16 protein-coding genes are annotated in these 16,074 nt (G+C 70.9%); 9 read left to right on the forward strand and 7 right to left on the reverse strand.

The genetic code is table 11. The annotated features are described in order from the left end of the window. Position 1 precedes the first annotated feature (1 nt). Positions 2-688, reverse strand: a complete 687-nt coding sequence (locus ABZU76_RS20515) for an FCD domain-containing protein (RefSeq protein ID WP_354871726.1) — start codon at positions 686-688, stop codon at positions 2-4. A 122-nt stretch (positions 689-810) separates the two neighbouring features. Next, positions 811-1,638, reverse strand: coding sequence for a LysR family transcriptional regulator (locus ABZU76_RS20520; RefSeq protein WP_354871729.1), 828 nt, complete (start codon positions 1,636-1,638; stop codon positions 811-813). A gap of 93 nt (positions 1,639-1,731) precedes the next feature. Between ABZU76_RS20520 and ABZU76_RS20525 the strand changes: the two genes are divergently transcribed. From ABZU76_RS20525 to ABZU76_RS20535, 3 genes are all read left to right on the forward strand, one after another. After that, positions 1,732-2,175 (forward strand): nuclear transport factor 2 family protein, encoded by a 444-nt coding sequence (locus tag ABZU76_RS20525; RefSeq protein ID WP_354871732.1) that lies wholly within the window; start codon positions 1,732-1,734, stop codon positions 2,173-2,175. Further along, on the forward strand, positions 2,172-3,089 hold the full coding sequence (locus ABZU76_RS20530; RefSeq protein WP_354871735.1) for an NADP-dependent oxidoreductase: 918 nt from the start codon (positions 2,172-2,174) through the stop codon (positions 3,087-3,089). The genes ABZU76_RS20525 and ABZU76_RS20530 overlap by 4 nt, the downstream gene beginning before the upstream one ends. A gap of 794 nt (positions 3,090-3,883) precedes the next feature. After that, positions 3,884-4,285 carry a hypothetical protein gene (locus ABZU76_RS20535; RefSeq protein ID WP_354871738.1) on the forward strand — a complete coding sequence of 134 codons (402 nt, stop codon included), beginning with the start codon at positions 3,884-3,886 and terminating at the stop codon, positions 4,283-4,285. Between the two features lie 4 nt (positions 4,286-4,289). Here ABZU76_RS20535 and ABZU76_RS20540 read toward each other — a convergent pair whose 3' ends face one another. Together ABZU76_RS20540 and ABZU76_RS20545 are read right to left on the reverse strand one after the other, a co-directional pair. Next, a complete protein-coding gene (locus tag ABZU76_RS20540) occupies positions 4,290-4,760 on the reverse strand; it encodes a GNAT family N-acetyltransferase (protein ID WP_354871740.1) in 471 nt (156 codons plus the stop codon). A 42-nt stretch (positions 4,761-4,802) separates the two neighbouring features. After that, positions 4,803-7,403, reverse strand: a complete 2,601-nt coding sequence (locus ABZU76_RS20545; RefSeq protein WP_354871743.1) for a fibronectin type III domain-containing protein — start codon at positions 7,401-7,403, stop codon at positions 4,803-4,805. Positions 7,404-7,755: 352 nt separating this feature from the next. On the opposite strand from ABZU76_RS20545, the gene ABZU76_RS20550 reads away from it, so the two are divergent. Genes ABZU76_RS20550 through ABZU76_RS20560 form a run of 3 tightly spaced genes read left to right on the forward strand, consistent with a single transcriptional unit; the run spans position 7,756 to position 11,778 of the window. Then, a complete protein-coding gene (locus tag ABZU76_RS20550) occupies positions 7,756-9,072 on the forward strand; it encodes a glycoside hydrolase family 27 protein (protein WP_354871746.1) in 1,317 nt (438 codons plus the stop codon). Positions 9,073-9,102: 30 nt separating this feature from the next. Beyond that, positions 9,103-10,788: a DUF6461 domain-containing protein gene (locus ABZU76_RS20555; RefSeq protein ID WP_354871749.1), complete on the forward strand. Its 1,686-nt coding sequence runs from the start codon at positions 9,103-9,105 to the stop codon at positions 10,786-10,788. Positions 10,789-10,833: 45 nt separating this feature from the next. After that, complete coding sequence (locus ABZU76_RS20560; protein ID WP_354871751.1) at positions 10,834-11,778, forward strand: LysR family transcriptional regulator; 945 nt, start codon at positions 10,834-10,836, stop codon at positions 11,776-11,778. Here the strand turns inward: ABZU76_RS20560 and ABZU76_RS20565 are convergent. After that, a complete protein-coding gene (locus ABZU76_RS20565; RefSeq protein ID WP_354871754.1) occupies positions 11,756-12,484 on the reverse strand; it encodes a VOC family protein in 729 nt (242 codons plus the stop codon). The genes ABZU76_RS20560 and ABZU76_RS20565 overlap by 23 nt on opposite strands. Positions 12,485-12,600: 116 nt before the next feature. Between ABZU76_RS20565 and ABZU76_RS20570 the strand changes: the two genes are divergently transcribed. The 3 genes from ABZU76_RS20570 (at position 12,601) to ABZU76_RS20580 (ending at position 14,436) form a co-directional block, all read left to right on the forward strand. Beyond that, positions 12,601-13,080, forward strand: a complete 480-nt coding sequence (locus ABZU76_RS20570) for an SRPBCC family protein (RefSeq protein ID WP_354871757.1) — start codon at positions 12,601-12,603, stop codon at positions 13,078-13,080. Between the two features lie 87 nt (positions 13,081-13,167). Next, positions 13,168-13,872 carry a GNAT family N-acetyltransferase gene (locus tag ABZU76_RS20575; protein WP_354871759.1) on the forward strand — a complete coding sequence of 235 codons (705 nt, stop codon included), beginning with the start codon at positions 13,168-13,170 and terminating at the stop codon, positions 13,870-13,872. Between the two features lie 84 nt (positions 13,873-13,956). Then, positions 13,957-14,436, forward strand: a complete 480-nt coding sequence (locus ABZU76_RS20580) for a hypothetical protein (protein WP_354871762.1) — start codon at positions 13,957-13,959, stop codon at positions 14,434-14,436. On the opposite strand, the gene ABZU76_RS20585 is transcribed toward ABZU76_RS20580, so the two are convergent. Beyond that, positions 14,423-15,259 (reverse strand): alpha/beta fold hydrolase, encoded by an 837-nt coding sequence (locus ABZU76_RS20585; protein WP_354871764.1) that lies wholly within the window; start codon positions 15,257-15,259, stop codon positions 14,423-14,425. The two genes, ABZU76_RS20580 and ABZU76_RS20585, sit on opposite strands and share 14 nt — an antisense overlap. Positions 15,260-15,322: 63 nt before the next feature. Then, positions 15,323-16,027, reverse strand: a complete 705-nt coding sequence (locus ABZU76_RS20590) for an SDR family oxidoreductase (protein WP_354871767.1) — start codon at positions 16,025-16,027, stop codon at positions 15,323-15,325. Between the last annotated feature and the right edge of the window lie 47 nt (positions 16,028-16,074).

Consider the following 16,074-nt stretch of genomic DNA (forward strand, 5'->3'; position numbering starts at 1 on the left):
GTCATTCGGCCCGCCCGAGCTGGCGGGCCACTTCGGTGCGGAGTTGTTCGAGGTGGTGGCGGGTGTGTTCCTCCGCGGCGGCCGCGTCGCCGGAGCGCACGGCGTCGAAGATGGCGAGGTGCTCCTCGTAGTCGCGCCGGCGGTCCTCGATGAGGGCGCGCAGGGCTTTCTGCTCCCGGCCACGCGCGGCGAGCAGTGAATCGACGACCTCGAAGAGCACCTGGTTGCCCGAACCGCCGGCGAGTTCGCGGTGGAAATTCAGGTGCGGCCGGTGGTCGGTTTTGTCGCGCTTGGCCGTGTCGAGCGCGAGTTCCAGGCGCTGCAGGCTTTCCTCGCTGCGGTTGACCGCGGTCAGCGCCGCGATGCCAGGTTCGATCGTGAGCCTCGCGTCGACGAGCTGGAGGATCAGCTCGTCCTTCATCGGCGCGGAGTTCGGGTTCGGCATGAGCGTGCGGTGGATGCCGTCGCCCACGTAGATGCCCGAGCCGTGCCGCATGCGCACCGCGTCGGTGGTCTGCAGCCGGCGCAGCGCTTCCCGGATCGTCGGCGTGGTCACGGAGAACCGCTCGGCCAGCACGCGCACGGTCGGCAGGCTGTCGCCCGGCGCCAGTCGCTCGTCGGCGATCAGCTCCAGCAGCCCGTCCACGAGCTGTTCGGACAGCCCGTGTTTCGGGTGCGCTTCGGTCATCGGTGACTCCGTTCTGCGAGTGAATTGACTAAATCACTTGCTCAATTTGAAGTCAAGGATTTCGCGACGAACGTGCATAAGCGCAGGTCCGGAAGGTTTGGGGTGATCTTCGAGTGTTCGGGCTACGCCGTGCCGGCAGTGGCGAGGCGGCGCGCGGCGACGTCCTTCGCGGTGCGTTCGAAGGCCTTCAGGTCCGGTGTCGGGGTGCCCGCGGCGCGGCCCAGCAGAAGCGTCGTACTGGCCTGGCCGACGACCGGGACGGCCACCACGGCGTCGCCGATCCGGCTCGCGGCGCTCTCGCCGACGACCACCACGAGCTGGCCGAGCGCGACGCGGTCGACGATCTCGTCGAGCGACACCGGCGGGCACGTCGCGCGGTAGGCGTCGACCCGGCGCAGCTCCTCGATGGGGACGGCCGCGCGCGTCGCGAGGGGGTGGGACGCGGGCAGGAGGGCGACCGGGGATTCGACGGCCAGCTCCGTGGTCGTGAGGCCGGTGGCGTCGGAGGACGCGCAGAGCAGCGCGACGTCGGCGGTGCCTTCGCGCAGCGCTTGGGTCTGGTCGGTGGTGAACAGCAGCTCGACCGGCGCGGTGGCGGGGCGGTGCGCGTAGGCCTCGAGCAGGTCGGACAGCAGGCCCGCGCCGGTGCCGGAGCGCACAGCGACCACGAGCCGTGCCGGCCGGGCCGCGCGTTGGGCTCGCCGCACCGCGGTGTCCACAGCGGCCAGTGCCGAGCGGCTTTCGGCGAGGAAGACCTCGCCGGCTTCGGTGAGGGAGACGTGGCGGCTCGTGCGGTCGAACAGCCGCACACCGATGCGCCGCTCGAGCCGGGCGATCGCGCGCGACAGCGGCGGTGCCGCGATGCCCAGCCGTTCGGCAGCGCGGGCGAAGTGCAGCTCCTCGGCCACCGCGACGAAGTAGGCGAGCTCGCGCGTCTCCAAGCGATCCATACCTCCAGGGTAATGATCGTCGCCGGGACGGTCATCGTTCCGTGGGTCACGGTGGCGTTCTGTGGAGTCGTCTCCCAGAGAAAGGCCATTTCCATGAGTGACGAACGCGCGGTCCAGGAGGTCCTGGCCCGCTATGTCCGCGCGACCGACCGGCGAGACGGCGCCGCGCAGGGCGCGCTGTTCACCGACGACGCCGAGGTCCGGATCCACGTCCGGACCGGTCCCGACTCGTACGACCAGGTTGGCGAACCGCTGATCGGTGGCGCCGGTGTGCGGTACGCGGTGGAGCAGTTCATGCCGCCGCACCCCGAAGGCGCCACCGGGCACCACGTGACGGCGGATCACCTGATCGAGCTCGATGGCGACCGTGCGCACCTGTCGGCGCAGTTCGTGGTGTTCGAGACGCTGCCCGAGTACGTCGTGCGGCCGATCGAGTCGGGCTACTACGACACCGAGCTGCGCCGCGTCGGCGGCGAGTGGAAGATCTCGCGCCATGACGTGCTGAACGACTTCCTCCCGACGGGGCTGCAGTCGTGAAAGCCGTGGTGCACCAACGGTTCGGTGGTCCGGAGGTGCTGGAGCTCGCGGAGCTGCCGGACCCGAAGATGAACCTCGACGGGGTACTGGTGCGGGTGAAGGCCGCGGCCTTGAACCCCGCGGATCTCGGGCTGCAGGCGGGCGCGCTGGCCGAGGCCCAGGAGACGTACTTTCCCGCGGTGCCAGGGTGGGACGTCGCCGGCGTCGTGGAACGCGCGGGGCCGACGGCGCCCGAGTTCTCGCCGGGCGACGAGGTGATCGGGTTCATCCGCGGAGAGGTCGCGCACCGCAACGGCGGGTATGCGGAGAAGGTGGCCGTGGACGTGCGAACGTTGGTGCGCAAGCCCTCTCGGCTGTCGTGGGCCGAGGCGGCCGGGTTGCCGCTCGGTGGGCTGACGGCGTTGCAGGCGGTTCGGGCTCTCGGGTTGTCCTCGGGCGAGACGTTGCTGGTGCACGCGGCCGCGGGTGGCGTGGGTTCGCTCGCGGTGCAGCTGGCGGTTTCGCGTGGGGTGCGGGTGATCGGGACGGCTTCGGAGGCCAATCACGAGTACCTGCGGTCATTGGGTGTGTTGCCGGTTTCTTATGGTTCGGGTCTTGCTTCGCGGGTTCGTGCGTTGGTTCCTTCCGGGGTCGACGCGGTGCTCGACACCGTCGGGCGGGGTGCACTCTCGTCCACTCCGGACTTGGCGGCTCCAGCCGTGCGGGTGGCGTCGATCGCGGAGTTTTCCGTCCCCGGCACGGTTCCGGTGTTCGCCCGCCTCGACCAGCGGGACCTGCTGGCGCTGGTCGAACTGGCCGAGGCCGGCACGCTCTCGGTGCGCGTGGCGCGGACTTTCCCGCTGGCACAGGCGGCCGACGCGCAGCGGTTGCTGGCGGAGGGTCATGCGCCGGGGAAGGTCGTGTTGGTGCCCTAGCTTGTGAGGAGTTGTTCGGGAATCGTCCACAAGCGACTCGCGGTTTCGGGGTCGAGGGCTTCGGGTGCGACGTCGCAGCGTTCCGGGGTGTTGTCGCGGGCCGGGTCGAATGGTTCGGCTTCGGTGGGGCTCCCCTGGGGCCATGATGCCGGCGTTGTTGACGAGGATGTGGAGGACGGCCCGGCGCCCGGTGAGATCGACGCCGTCGAGCACCTCGGCGGCGGTGGAGTCCCGTGTGAACGGGGTGGTGATGGGCAGTGTCGGTTCCGTTCCGTTATTCGGAGGTTCCTCCGGCTGGCTTGTGTCGAGGGTGACCGGAGGAGTCTCCGATTTGCAGTAGAGGTCGTTCTCGGTGGGCTCGCTGACGGCTCTCGTCGAGTTGTCCACAGTGGTGCCGGATTCGGGCGCGCCTGTGGATAACTCGGCTGTGCCAAGGGGTTTTGTCGGTGGGTGCCGATAGACTGGACATGGGCACGCCCCCTGGGAGGGCGGGGCTGTGTTCGGGCGGAAGCGCGAGCTGTCAGTCGCGGCCCCAGTGGTGAGGTCCGTCGGCGGCGGGGTGGAGGTGCGGGTCGGCAACTTGCGACCCCAGTCGTGAGGCCCCTCGGCGGCCGGGGTGGAGGCGCGGGTGGGCGAGCGGGCGCGAAGGCACCGCGGCAGGAGCTGCGCAAGCGGCGGCGCCACCTCGGGCGGGGGCACCAGGGAGAACCCGCTTCCTGAAGCGGTGATCGCTCAGTCGGGTTCGGTGGGGGCGTGGTTCACTCGGCGCCGGAACTCAGGAAGCGAGTCGAACCATGGTGACCATCACCGCGCGGGGCTGGAGTGTTCACGTCGGGGACACCGAGGTGGTCTTCGGGCGCACGCTGCGGCCCGGCGAGGGCGAGGCGGACCTGCCGCGGGTGTGGGCCGGGCGGGGGCTCGGGCTGCGCGACGAGGACGTGCCTGCGTTCGTGGCGGCGCTGGGTGAGGTGATGGCCACGTCGCAGTTCTGGCACGCTCGGGGCTCCGGCGCGGGGCGCGGGAGCGAGCAGATCTGGTCGGTTCCCCTGACGCGTAACGGGTTCACGTACGTCACCGGACCGTGTGGACGGTGGAACAACACCGCGGGGCACCGGCCGGCGGAGACGTTCTCGGTGGCGCTGGCCGACGTGCGCGGGTTGCGGATCCGGCTGGCGGCGCACCTGCACACGGGGTGAGCGATCACGCCCGGCGCTTGACCAGGAAAACCGCGTGCCGGATGTGGCCGTCGACCGGGCCGGGCTGGTCGGTCAGCCGGTATCCGGCCCGCTCGTACATCGCGATGTTGCGCTTGCTCGAGGCGCCCGTGAAGAGCTCGAAGCGGGCTGCCGATGCGGGCGCCTGGCTCTCCACGTGCTCCAGCAGCCGCCGGCCGAGGCCGCGCCCGGTGAGGTCGGGCGCGACCATCAGGCGGCCCACCTCCCAGGCGCCGCCCTCGAGCCGCCCGCGGACCGCGCCGACCAGGCGCGGGCCCTGCCGCAGAACCCACACCCGCCAGGTGCGGATCCCCTCGCGGACCTCGTCGAGGGTCTCGTGCAGCGCGGGGATCTCCAGGGTGTTGTTGAGCAGGGCTTCCTGCACCCAGCAGCACCGTTGCAGCACGAGCAGTTCGGCGGCGTCGTCGGCGGTCGCTTCGAGCAGGCGGATGTCCACGGTGCCTGTCTAGCGCCCGGGAGGCCGGCGGCGCAATCGAGTTCAGCCGGTGGTCTTCGCCGTGACCGACACCGGCGCCCCGGCGCCGTTGCCCGTCACCGCCGCGATGGTGAACGTGTACGCGGTGCTGGGGGTCAGGCCGTCGATCACGCGCGTCATGCCCTTGGCCGTCGGCTGGCTCACCAGAGCGTCGCGGCCGACGGCGGTGATCGTGCGGCCGTCGGAGACCGTGATGCGGTACGCGAGAACCGGGGTCGCGCCCGTGTTCTTGGGCGGGGTCCAGTGCAGGCTCACGGCGTCGGCGGCCGGGAGGGCCTTCGCGCCGGTCGGGGCCGCGGCGAGTGAATCGGCGGGTGCGCCGACGGTCACCGGAGCCGATGGCAGCGACGCGAAGCCCGCGCCGAGCGCGTTGCGGGCCGCGACTGTGACCGTGTACGCGCGGCCGTCCGTGAGGCCTGGCACCGTCGCATAGCCGGTCCGCAGGAAGTCCGCCGCCGTGACGGTCGTGGTGACCCGATGCGTGCCGTCCGTCGTGGTGAGGACGTAGGCGGTCACGGGTGAGCCGTTCTCTGCGACGGTCGGGTTCCAGGTGACGTACAGCCTCCCCGCCACGGCGAACGTACCCACTCGTGAAGGTGCGTCTGGCGCGGAACGACCGTCGACCGGTCGTTGCAGCACCCACCGGTACGCGGGCTCGATCCCCGCCGCGGACACGATCGACGCGGGCGCCGCGGCCGGAGTGCTCAGCAGGTGGTTGCCGGTCGTGATCACGCCCTTGTTGGTGCCGTCGCGATCGCCCTGTTCCCAGTAGTTGCCCTGGATGAGCGTCGGGTCGTTGTTGCCGAGCGCGTCGCGGTAGTCGACGTGCGGGGTGCCGACGTCGAAGTACGCGGCGCCGTAGAGGACGTTGCCCGAAATGGTCTCGTAGGTGTTGCCGTTGTCGGTGTACACGGCCTTGCCCAGGCCCCACTGGCCGTGGATCACGTTGCCGGTCACCTTTTCGCCGTCGGTGAGCGACGTGCCGGTGATGCCCTGGGTGTAGATGCCGCCGCCGTCGTCGAGGGCGAGCATGTAGTCGTGGATCGCGTTGTCCGCGATCACGTTGTCGTGCGAGACGTTCGGCGTCGCCGGCTGCATGATCTTGTCGGGCCAGCCGCCCCAGCCCACCGAGATGGCGGAGTAGGCGACGTGGTCGATCTCGTTGTGCGCGATGGTGTCGTGCTGCGTGTAGCCGTTGACGATCGGCACGCCGCCGTGGAACTCGCGCGGCAGGCCGTAGAGGTGGTTGTCGGTGACCTGCACGCCACTGGTCACCTCACCTCCTTGCGGCTGGTCGACGCCGCCCACCTCGACGCCATTGCCGGAGATGTCGGTGAAGACGTTCGCCCGCACCGTCGCGTCCTGCGCGCCGTCGCCGAGGTCGAGGCCGGCGGCGCCGAGGTGGGTGAACACGTCGTCGCTGAACTCGACGCGCCGGCTCCGCGACACCGAGACGTTGCCGGGTTCCTTCGTCCAGCTCGCGTACGGGCAGGTGCCGCCGGCCACGAACCCGCACAGGCCTTGGGTGGCATACGCGCCCACGCCGGTGTTCGTGTAGCCCGCCTGGATTTCGGAGAAGCCCTCCGGTGACGACGGCGTGAGCCAGGTCGCGTAGGAGAACTGTATCCCGCGGAAGGCGACGTCCTGGATCGGCGCGGTGGCGGTGCCCCGGCCGTCGACGAGCTTCTCCAGCGCCGGGACCTCGACGTCGGCGTGCCGGAGGTCCTCGTGCGCTCGCGGAAGGTAGTAGATCGTGCGGGCGGAGCGGTCGAGGTACCACTCGCCGGGGGTGTCGAGGAGCTCGCGGGCGTTGTCCACAAAGGACGGTTGACGGCCGTTGGTGAGATCACCCGGGCCGACCATGTTCACGGTGCGGCCGGGGATGTCGGGGAACTCGACGCGCCGGGTGGAGTTGTCCCAGCACGGCTGGGCCATGGTGATCGTGGTGCCGGTCGCCGACGCGATGGGGCAGCGGGGTTCGGTCCACTGGCCGAGGCCGTTGCGCTGGACGTTCCACAGCGCTTCGCCCGCGGTGTAGACGAGTTCGATGTCGCTCGGGTCGTGCCAGTGGGCAAGCGTGTCGGTGGACGCCGTGTACCCGGTGTCGGTGGCGGTGAGCTTGACGGGGAGCTGGCCTTGCGCGCGTTGTTCGCGGACGCCGTCGATGTAGAGCTGTCTCGTGTTGTCCATGCCGGCGGGTTCAGGCGCGGCGAAGAGACCGGCGTGACCGGGCACGGGGCGCCAGCCGGTGACCTGACGGCCGCCGCTGAGCACGGTGCGCCCGGAGCCCTGCCAGATGATGCGGTGGCCGCCGGTGCCGGAGTCGCGGGCGTCGAGGGTGAGCGGCCTGTCGAGGCGGAAAACGCCGGGGGCCAGGTGAATCGTGAGGTCGGTGGTGAGGTGGGGTGCGCGGTCCCGGGCCAGCTGCTGGGCTCGGGCCACCGTGCGGATCGGGTGGGCGGCCGTGCCCGGCGCGCTGTCGGAACCGCCGGGCGCGACGTACACGTCCTGCCGGCCGGGCTGCGCCACGGCAGCGGTTCCCGGGCCCAGCAAGGCGGCGCCGAGGAGAAGCGTGGCGGCGAGAGTGGTGGTGTGGCGGGTCATCGTGGCCTCCGTCGAGCTGGGTGATGTACCGAGCCGTGGGCAGGGCAAAACATAGGATCTCTGCGCGGTGATTGTCGAGGGCTTTTGGTGAGGCTCTTTCTGAATGAACTCGACTGGCCTACTGGTCCTTGACCGATTCCGAGGTAATTCCCATATGTGAAAGGGTGTTCGTGTGCGTGAACTGGTGGTGTTGTAGTGGGAAAACTTCACCAATTCGCACTCGTGTCGAGCGTTTGGCTGGCTCAGTCATCGGATGAATCGTTGACGCTCGACTGCGGCGGGCGTACAACGGTAAACGCTTTCAACCCGGTGCGGCCGCGGGGCCGCCGGGATCCGGAAGGGGTCGTCCGGCATGAACCGAGTTACCAAGGTGAGAGTTCTGGCCGCTGTCATGGCGGTTCTGGCGGGTGGGGTCGTCGCGGCGCCCGAGGCCGTCGCGGCTTACCGGCCACCCGTCGCGGCCACGCCACCGATGGGCTGGAGCAGCTGGAGTTCGCTGCGCACGGCCATCAACGAGCAGGCCATCGAAGCCCAGGCCAAGGTGATGCACGATTCGCTCGCGCGTTACGGCTACGACTACGTCAACATCGATGCCGGCTGGTCCGACCACGTCGACGAGTACGGCCGCAACGCCGCCAACGCCACCCGCTTCCCGAACGGCATCGCGGCCGTCGCGAAGTACGTGCACGGGCTAGGCCTGAAGTTCGGCATCTACCTCGTCCCCGGCGTCCCCGGAGCGGCGGTCGCCGCGAACTCGGCGATCAAGGGAAGTTCGTACCACGTTGGCGATATCGCCGACCCGAGCGTGCCCGGCAACACCGCCGACGACGGGTCCGCACGCATCGACTTCAGCAAGCCCGGCGCCGACGCATACGTTCGCTCGCAGGCCGACTTGCTCGCTTCCTGGGGTGTCGACTACATCAAGATGGACTTCGTCGGGCCCGGCGGCGGCAACGTCGTGGCGGACAACCGCCCGGACGTCCAGCACTGGCAGGCGGCTTTGCGCGCCACCGGTCGGCCGGTCCACTTGGAACTGTCCAATTCGCTCAGTTTCGCCGACGTCGACACGTGGCAGCGCTACAGCAACGGCTGGCGCATCGAGGGTGACATCGAGTGCTACAGCCATTGCGTCGGGCTGACCAACTGGGACGTGCGGGTGAAGCAGCGGTTCACCGACGTGCCGAAGTGGGTGCCCCACGCCGGCCCCGGGCACTGGAACGACCTCGATTCCGTCGAGGTCGGCAACGGTGCCAGTGACGGGCTTTCCGCCGACGAGAAGCAGAGCGTGGTCACGCTGTGGTCCATCGAGGCCGCGCCGCTGCTGCTGGGCACGGACCTGACGAAGCTCGACCCGGCCGACCTCCCGCTCATCACCAACCGCGAGGTGATCGCCGTGGACCAGGCCGGCCGCCCCGCCCACCCGGTCTCGCAGGCGACGCCGCAGCAGACGTGGGTGAGCTCCGACGGCCACGGCGGCTACACCGTCGCGCTCTTCAACCTGGGCAGCACGTCCGCGACGGTCACCGCGAACTGGAGTGACCTCGGTGTCCGTGGGCCGGCGTTGGTCCGGGATCTCTGGGCCCACCGCAACCTGGGTGTCGCGCGGGGTTCGTTCTCGGCGACGTTGGCTCCGCACGCGTCGAGGTTGGTGAAGGTCGTGCCGTTCTGATCGGTGCCGGGTTCGGGCAGGATGGACGCCATGGGGGATTCTGAAGACAGAGTGACGGCGGCTGTGGTGGAGGCGATTGTCGAGCGGGCGCCGCGGGTCGCGGCCGCTGTTCCGGTGGCGGCAGCGGCCGCGCTGGGGCGGTGGCGGCCGGACCGTCGCGTACGGCCCGGGATTCCGGATCCCGAGGCGATTCGGGCCCTGCGGGAGCTGCCGGGCTGGCTGGTGGAACGTTTGCACGGGGCGCTGGAGCTCACCGTGCGCTCGTTGCCGCCTGTGGTGGGGGCCGCGGTGGGGCTGGGCGACGGCGTGGGCGGGACGTTCGCCTTCGCGTCCTTGACCACCGAGGCCGAAGCGTTGCGTGAGGCTCGCTTCTTCGAGGCGCGGTGGCCGGGTGCGGCCGAGGTGATCGCCGGCCTGGTGTCGCGGTTGGTCGGGGACGAGGCCGTCGCCGGGTTGCTGGGTGCCGATGCGGTGGGAGACGAAGAGGCAGTCGCCGCGGCGCACGGGGCGGCGTATCTCGCGGTGGCCGTGGTGACGGCGGCCGCGGTGCTGGGCGACGCGGGGTGCGACAAGGTCGCGGCGCAGGTCGGGCTCGGGCTGGGCGTGGCGTCGGCTCTCCTGCCGAGCCGGAGCATGCCCGTGGTGTACAAGGAAGCGGTGCTCGCCAAGAAACGCGTCGAGTACCGGTTGCCGGCCTTCGGCTCCATGCAAGTGGCGGTGCGCGAACACGTGTTCGCGCTGGCCGAGGGATCGCTCCCCGAGCCTGGGGAATTCGCCGACAACGGACTGGTCGAAGTCGCCGACGGTGGGGTGCTCGTGCGGACCGGGAGGGAAACCGGGGTGCTGGAAGTCCGGATGCGGGTGCTCGCCGAACCGCCGGTGAAGATCGACACGCAGGGCTGGCACGAGGTCGTGGAGGTCAGCTGGCCGGCTCGCCTCGGCGACGCGACCTTCGTGGGACCGAAGCACTACAACCACCGCCGGATCGCGACGCCGCCGCGGCCGGGTGACCTGCGGGTGCGGGTGTTCGCCTACGGCCGCGACGACGTCGAGACCGAGACCTACGAGCTGGTCGTCTGGGAAGCGCCGCCGGCGCCGTCTGTGGTCCACGCACGAGCCGACCGGCTGGGCCACCGGCTGCGCGGCGAGCCGGAGCCCGCGGTGGCCGACCTGCCCGAGGCGGCGTATCGGTGGATCCGCCAGAGCGCGCTGTCGGAGGCGGCCACCGTGACCGTTGTCGTCGGGTTGACGCTGCGGGAGGTGTTGCAGGCGTTCGGCGCGGACATTCAGGAGCCGGAACCGATCGAAGACCTGCTCGACTGCGACCTCGAGTTCGGCCCGTGGGTAACGGTGTCCGAAGTGGACGGATTCGTGCTGGCCGTCGAGGAGAACGGCGTTCGCGGCGTGCAGCGCGAGGTGCTGACCGAACTGTCGCGACGAGGGCGCGCCGCGAGCATGTTCTGGAACGTCAACGCCGTCACGAGGCTCTCCTTCGCTCGCGACGGCGAACTCCTCGCTTCGGCGGAACTCGGGCTGCCGCTCGGCGCTGATCCGGAAGTGGCCGCCGCCGTCGAGGGGCTGGACTTCGACGACTGGCAGGACCGGTATGCGAAGGGCCTGGTGGCCGTCGAGCGGTTCACCGGCCGGGGGCTCACGGTGGACGACTTCGACGAGATCCAGGAGGCCGGCATGGGTTATCCCTTGGCGGACCTGTGATAGCCGGGCGGGTCACGCCGCCGGGGTGAGGCGACACTGGAGCGCATGAACTTCGAAGCACTCCGTGCCTTCGTCGCGGTCGCGGAGGAGGGGCAGTTCCGGCTGGCCGCCGGGCGGCTGGGGATCAGCCAGCAGGCCGTGTCGAAGCGGGTGGCGGGGCTCGAGGGCGAGCTGGGTGTCGTGCTGTTCGAGCGCGTCGCGGCCGGAGCGTCGCTGACGGTGGACGGGCGGACGTTCCTGCCGCGCGCGAAGGCGGTGCTGAGCGCGGTCGCCGACGCGGTGGAATCGGTGCAGCGGGAGACGCGGCCGTTGCGCGTGGACGTGCTCGGGCGCCGGCTGGCGGCCGCCGAACTGTTCCGGGAGTTCCACCGCGAGCACCGCGAGGTGCCGATGGAGATGCTCACTTCCAGCGGCGCGGCCGAGACGTTGCGGGAGCTGCGCGCGGGCGCGGTCGACGCCGGGTTCACGTACCTGCGTGAGCCGCCGGAGGGGCTGAAGCACGTGTACGCGTACCTCGAGCCGTTGCAGATCGTGGTCGGGCCGGGGCACCCGCTGGCCGGGCGGCGCGAGGTGCGCCTGGCCGAGGTCGCCGAGCATCACGCTTGGGTGCCCGGCATCCGGCGCGGCAGCGAGTGGGAGGGGTTCTACGCAGAGCTGTCGGCGGAGTTCGGCGTGAACGTCGACCCGGACGGGCCGAACTTCGGGCTCGAAGCGCTGCTCGACACGCTGGCGGAGTCGCGCACGCTGTTCACGTTCGTCGGAGAGAAGATCCGCATCGCGTGGCCCGAGCGGCACGATCTGCAGCGCATTCCGGTGGTCGAGCCGGTGCCGTGTTACCCGTGGTCACTGGTGTGGCGCCCGGAGACCGGTCACCGCGGGCTGGCCGAGCTGGTCGCGTTCGTGCGGCGCGGGTGGGCGAGTCCGGCCGGCGCGAACTGGGTGCCGGAGCACGTGCGCCGCGAGCTGGTCAGGGTCGCGCGATCATCGTGAAGCCGGTGCCGAACGGGTCCGTCACGGTCGCCATCCGCCCGTACGGCGTCCCCGCCACTGAAGCGACTTCGCCGCCTGCGTCGCGAACCTTGGTGGCCGAGGTGTCGGCGTCGGCTACTTCGAAGGTGGTGGCCCAGGCCGAGGGCGGGGCGTCGCGGAGGTTGAAGATGCCGCCGACCTCGTGGCCGTCGGGGCGGCGCAGGAAGGTGAAGTCGGCGTCGGGAAGGTCGTCGTTGCCGTCGAGCGTGAAGCCGAAGACGGTGCAGTAGAACTTGCGCGCGCCGGCCGCGGCAGGGGTGATGAGGTCGTTGCGCACGAGCGTGTCGGGCTCGTTGACCAGGCGGGCGCCGGGGAACGCGCGCCCTTGCCACAGACCGAAGCGTGCGCCGGACGGGTCCACGGCGAGGGCGGCGCGGCCGCGGTCCCCGACGTCGTGCGGTTCGCGCAGCAGCGTGCCGCCGGCCGCGGTGACGGCTTCGGCGGTGCCGGCGCAGTCGTCCGTCGCGAGGTGGACCTGCCAGCCGGGCGTAGGGTCGGCCGCGTGGTGCAGGCCGGCGACGGGGAGGCCGCGCAGGAGGCAGTCGCCGCCGTCGAAGTCCCAGCCGAAGACGGCGCCGTAGAAGGCCCGCGCGCGGTCGAGGTCGGGCACGGCCAGGTCGATCCAGGTCGGCGTGCCGAGTGGCTGGTTGGTCTCGACGGGGCTCATCGGAATCCTTTCGACGTCGTGGTGTCCGAACGGTAGAACCCCATCCGGCCAGTTTCCGGCCTGATTTGCCCGGTTCGCGGATACTCTGTCGTCCTCGAAGCGGAAGGAGTCCCCTCATGGCAGAGCTGGTGCGTACCGACGACGGGGTCGACCTCGTGCTGCGCCGCACGTTCGCGACGTCGCCCGAAGACGTGTGGGCCGACGTGACGCAGCCGCACCGCACGGCGCTGTGGTTCGGGCCGTGGCAAGGCGAAGGCGCGCCCGGGAAGACGATCCGGGTGCAGCTCGCGTTCGAGGAAGGCAAGCCGTGGATCGACATGCGCGTCGACGCGTGTGAGGCACCGCGGCGGCTGGCGTTGCTGGGGATGGCGGACGCCGGCGGGTGGCCGATGGAGCTGCTCGTGTCCGAAGTGGAGGACGGGACCGAGCTGCGCCTGGTGCACCACCTGACGAGCACCGACGGCATCGGGGAGATCGGGCCCGGCTGGGAGTACTACCTCGACCTGCTGGTCGCCGCGCGCGACGACTCGGCGCGGCCGACGTTCGACGAGTACTACCCGGCTCTGAAGGAGTCGTTCGAGGCGCTGCGGGAATAATTCCGGGGCGGGCGGACTCAGATTGTGGGAACGGGTGGCAGATCGCCGGGCCGCCACCGCATTCTGGAGTGTCGCTCCGTCTACGAAATGGCAGGCAGGATGAGCTCGTCGCCGCTCGACAACCCGGTGTGGGCAGCGCTGACCGGACCGCACGCGCATTTGGCCGAGCAGAAGGGGCAGGTCCTGCGCTATCCCGCGGACGTCGCGCCGTTCGTGGCCCTGCCGGAGCAGCCGGACGAGCACGTCTGGCGTGACGTCGCCGACCTCGCCGGGCCCGGAGCCACGGCCGTGATCGCCGGCGCGACGGGTCCCGCGCCCGCGGGCTGGACCGTGCTCGGGGAAACGCCGGGCGTGCAGCTCGAGGGCACCGGCCTGACGGTGGCGCCCGACGCGGAAGCCGTCCGCCTCACCGAAGCCGACGTGCCCGAGATGCTCGACCTCGTCGCCCGCACGCAGCCCGGCCCGTTCCTGCCGCGCACCATCTCACTGGGCACCTACCTGGGCATCCGCCGCGACGGCGCCCTCATCGCGATGGCCGGCGAACGCTTCCACCCGCCGGGCTGGACGGAGATCAGCGCGGTCTGCACCGACCCGGCGTTCCGCGGCCAGGGCTTGGCGGCGCGGCTGATCCGCGCGGTCGCGGCGGGCATTCGTGAGCGTGGCGAGCTGCCGTTCCTGCACGCCGCCGCGTCGAACGTCGGCGCGATCCGGCTGTACGAGCACCTGGGCTTCCGGCTGAACCGGACGTTGGTGTTCCTCGCGGTGCAGGTGCCCGAAGCGGACAAGCGCTAGTTTCCGGCGACTGGCGAGAATCCGGTGGAACACGGCGATCCAGCCGGTTCCGGGCGGTGAAACGCGAGGTCTAGCGTCAGGGCCGTGAGCAAAGTCTTCCTGTCGATCCACGTGCTGGCGGCGATCCTCGCCGTCGGGCCCGTGGCCGTGGCCGCCAGTATGTTCCCCGCCGCGCTGAAGCGGGGTGATCGCCCGACGTTGGCGTTGCTGCACCGCATCTGCCGCGTGTACGCGTGGGTGTCGATCGCCGTGCCGGTGTTCGGCTTCGCCGTCGCCGGGACGATGAAGGTGACGGGCCAGACGTGGGTCCTCGTCTCCATCGCGCTGACGGCGGTGGCCGCGGTGGTGCTGCTGGTGTTCGTGCTGCCGGGTCAGCGGGCCGCGCTGGGGGGACCCTCGGGCGACGGTGCGGTGCCGGCCGAGTCTGCTGAGTCTTCGGTGGCGACCGCGTTGGACACCCGCGTCGCCGGGCGGCTGGCCATGACGACGGGGGTGTTCAACCTGCTGTGGGCCGTGGTCACGGTGCTGATGATCGTGCGGCCGGGATCGTCTACCGGGGTGTGAGACTCCCCAGCACGTCGGCGAGGTCCGCGGCGCGCACCAACGGGCCGACGTGGCCGGCGTCCAGCGAATGGACGTCGAACGGGTTGGCCGGCGTGAGCGCGTCGGCCTCCTCGATGAACCGGTCCTGCAACGCGAGCGGCAGGCTTTCGTCGCGGGTGAGCCGCACGTAGGTGTGGGGCACCCGGCCCCACGTGGCGGCGTCGGCCCGGTCGTTGCCGGCGTCGAGGGACTCGTCCGGGTCCATGCCGGAGAGGAACGACAGCAGTTCGGCGTCGGTCCCGTCGGCGAGCATCGCCTGTTTCAGGGCGGCGAGGTGCGCGGGGTCGGCGGACCGCCAGTTCATGCGGATCACGCCGAGCTGCGCGGGATCGCCGACCATGACCTTCGCCGCTTCGGCCAGGGCCGTCGACACGTACGCCGGGTTCCGCAGGTAGCCGGCGGGGGTGTCGTCCACGCAGCACCAGGCCGACACGTAGACGGTCCGGTCCAGTAGTTCCGGCACGGCGTTGGCGACGCTCGTGACGGTGAGCCCGCCACGGCTGTGGCCGACGAGGATCACTGGACCGTGGTCGTGCGCCCGCCGCACGACGTTCGTCACCGCCGCCACCACGTCGGCGTGGGTGACCCCCGCGAGTCGTGACGGCTCGGTGGCGAACGTCGCCAGGTCCTGCGCCTGGTACGCCGCCGAGAACCCGGCCGCGCCGTGGCCGGGCAGGTCGACCGCGAGCGAGCGGTGGCCGCGCAGCCCGAGCTCGCGCTGCAGCACGGAGAAGCAGCGGCTGGTCGCGTTGGAACCGTGGACGAGGACGAAGGTGGGCGCCATCTCGGCGATTCTGCCCGAATCGGTCAGGCCACCGTGGCGGTTTTGCTCTGTCCGCGGAGGATGTCAGGCCGTGGCGATGCTGCCTCCGCCGTCGACGCGCAGGATCTGGCCGGTGATGAACCCCGCGTCCTCGGAGAGCAGGAAGCAGATGGCGTGGGCGATTTCCGCCGGACGCCCGAGCCGGCCGACCGGCAGCTTCTCCAGGAACCGGGCTTCGCCTTCGGACCCGGCGGGGGTGCCACGACGGAACAGCTCGGTCTCCGTCGGCCCGGGCGCGACAGCGTTGACGGTGATGCCACTGGTCCCGAGCTCCCCGGCCCAGATGGCGGTGGCGGTCTCGAGCGCCGCCTTCGAACCCGCGTACGTGGTGCGGTTCGCGGTGCCGAGCGTGACCATGCTGGTGACGTTCACGATCCGGCCGCGCCCGGCGGCGAGCATCCCCGGCAGCACGGCCTGGGTCACCTGCACCGCAGTGCGGAAGTTCAGGTCGTAGGCGTGGGCGACGTCGTCGAGGTCGATCGACCCGAGCGGCGCCAGCTTGGCGAAGCCGACGTTGTTCACCACTGCGTCGACGGGGCCTTCCGCGAGGACCTTCTCGAGCGTCGCGGCGGTGGCGTCGCGGTCGCCGAGGTCGACGGCGTGGAAGCTGCCGGGGAATTCGGCCGGCGCGGTGCGCGCCAGGCCGATCGGGTGGTGGCCCTCGGCGGCCAGCCGGTCGACGACCGTCCGGCCGATGCCCTTGGACGCCCCGGTGATCAGCACTCGCATGACTGGTGACTCCTCTTGTCTTGCTCGGTTGCACCATGACGGTAATG

The organism is Amycolatopsis sp. NPDC005232 (assembly GCF_040607795.1).
Taxonomy (GTDB): Bacteria; Actinomycetota; Actinomycetes; order Mycobacteriales; family Pseudonocardiaceae; genus Amycolatopsis.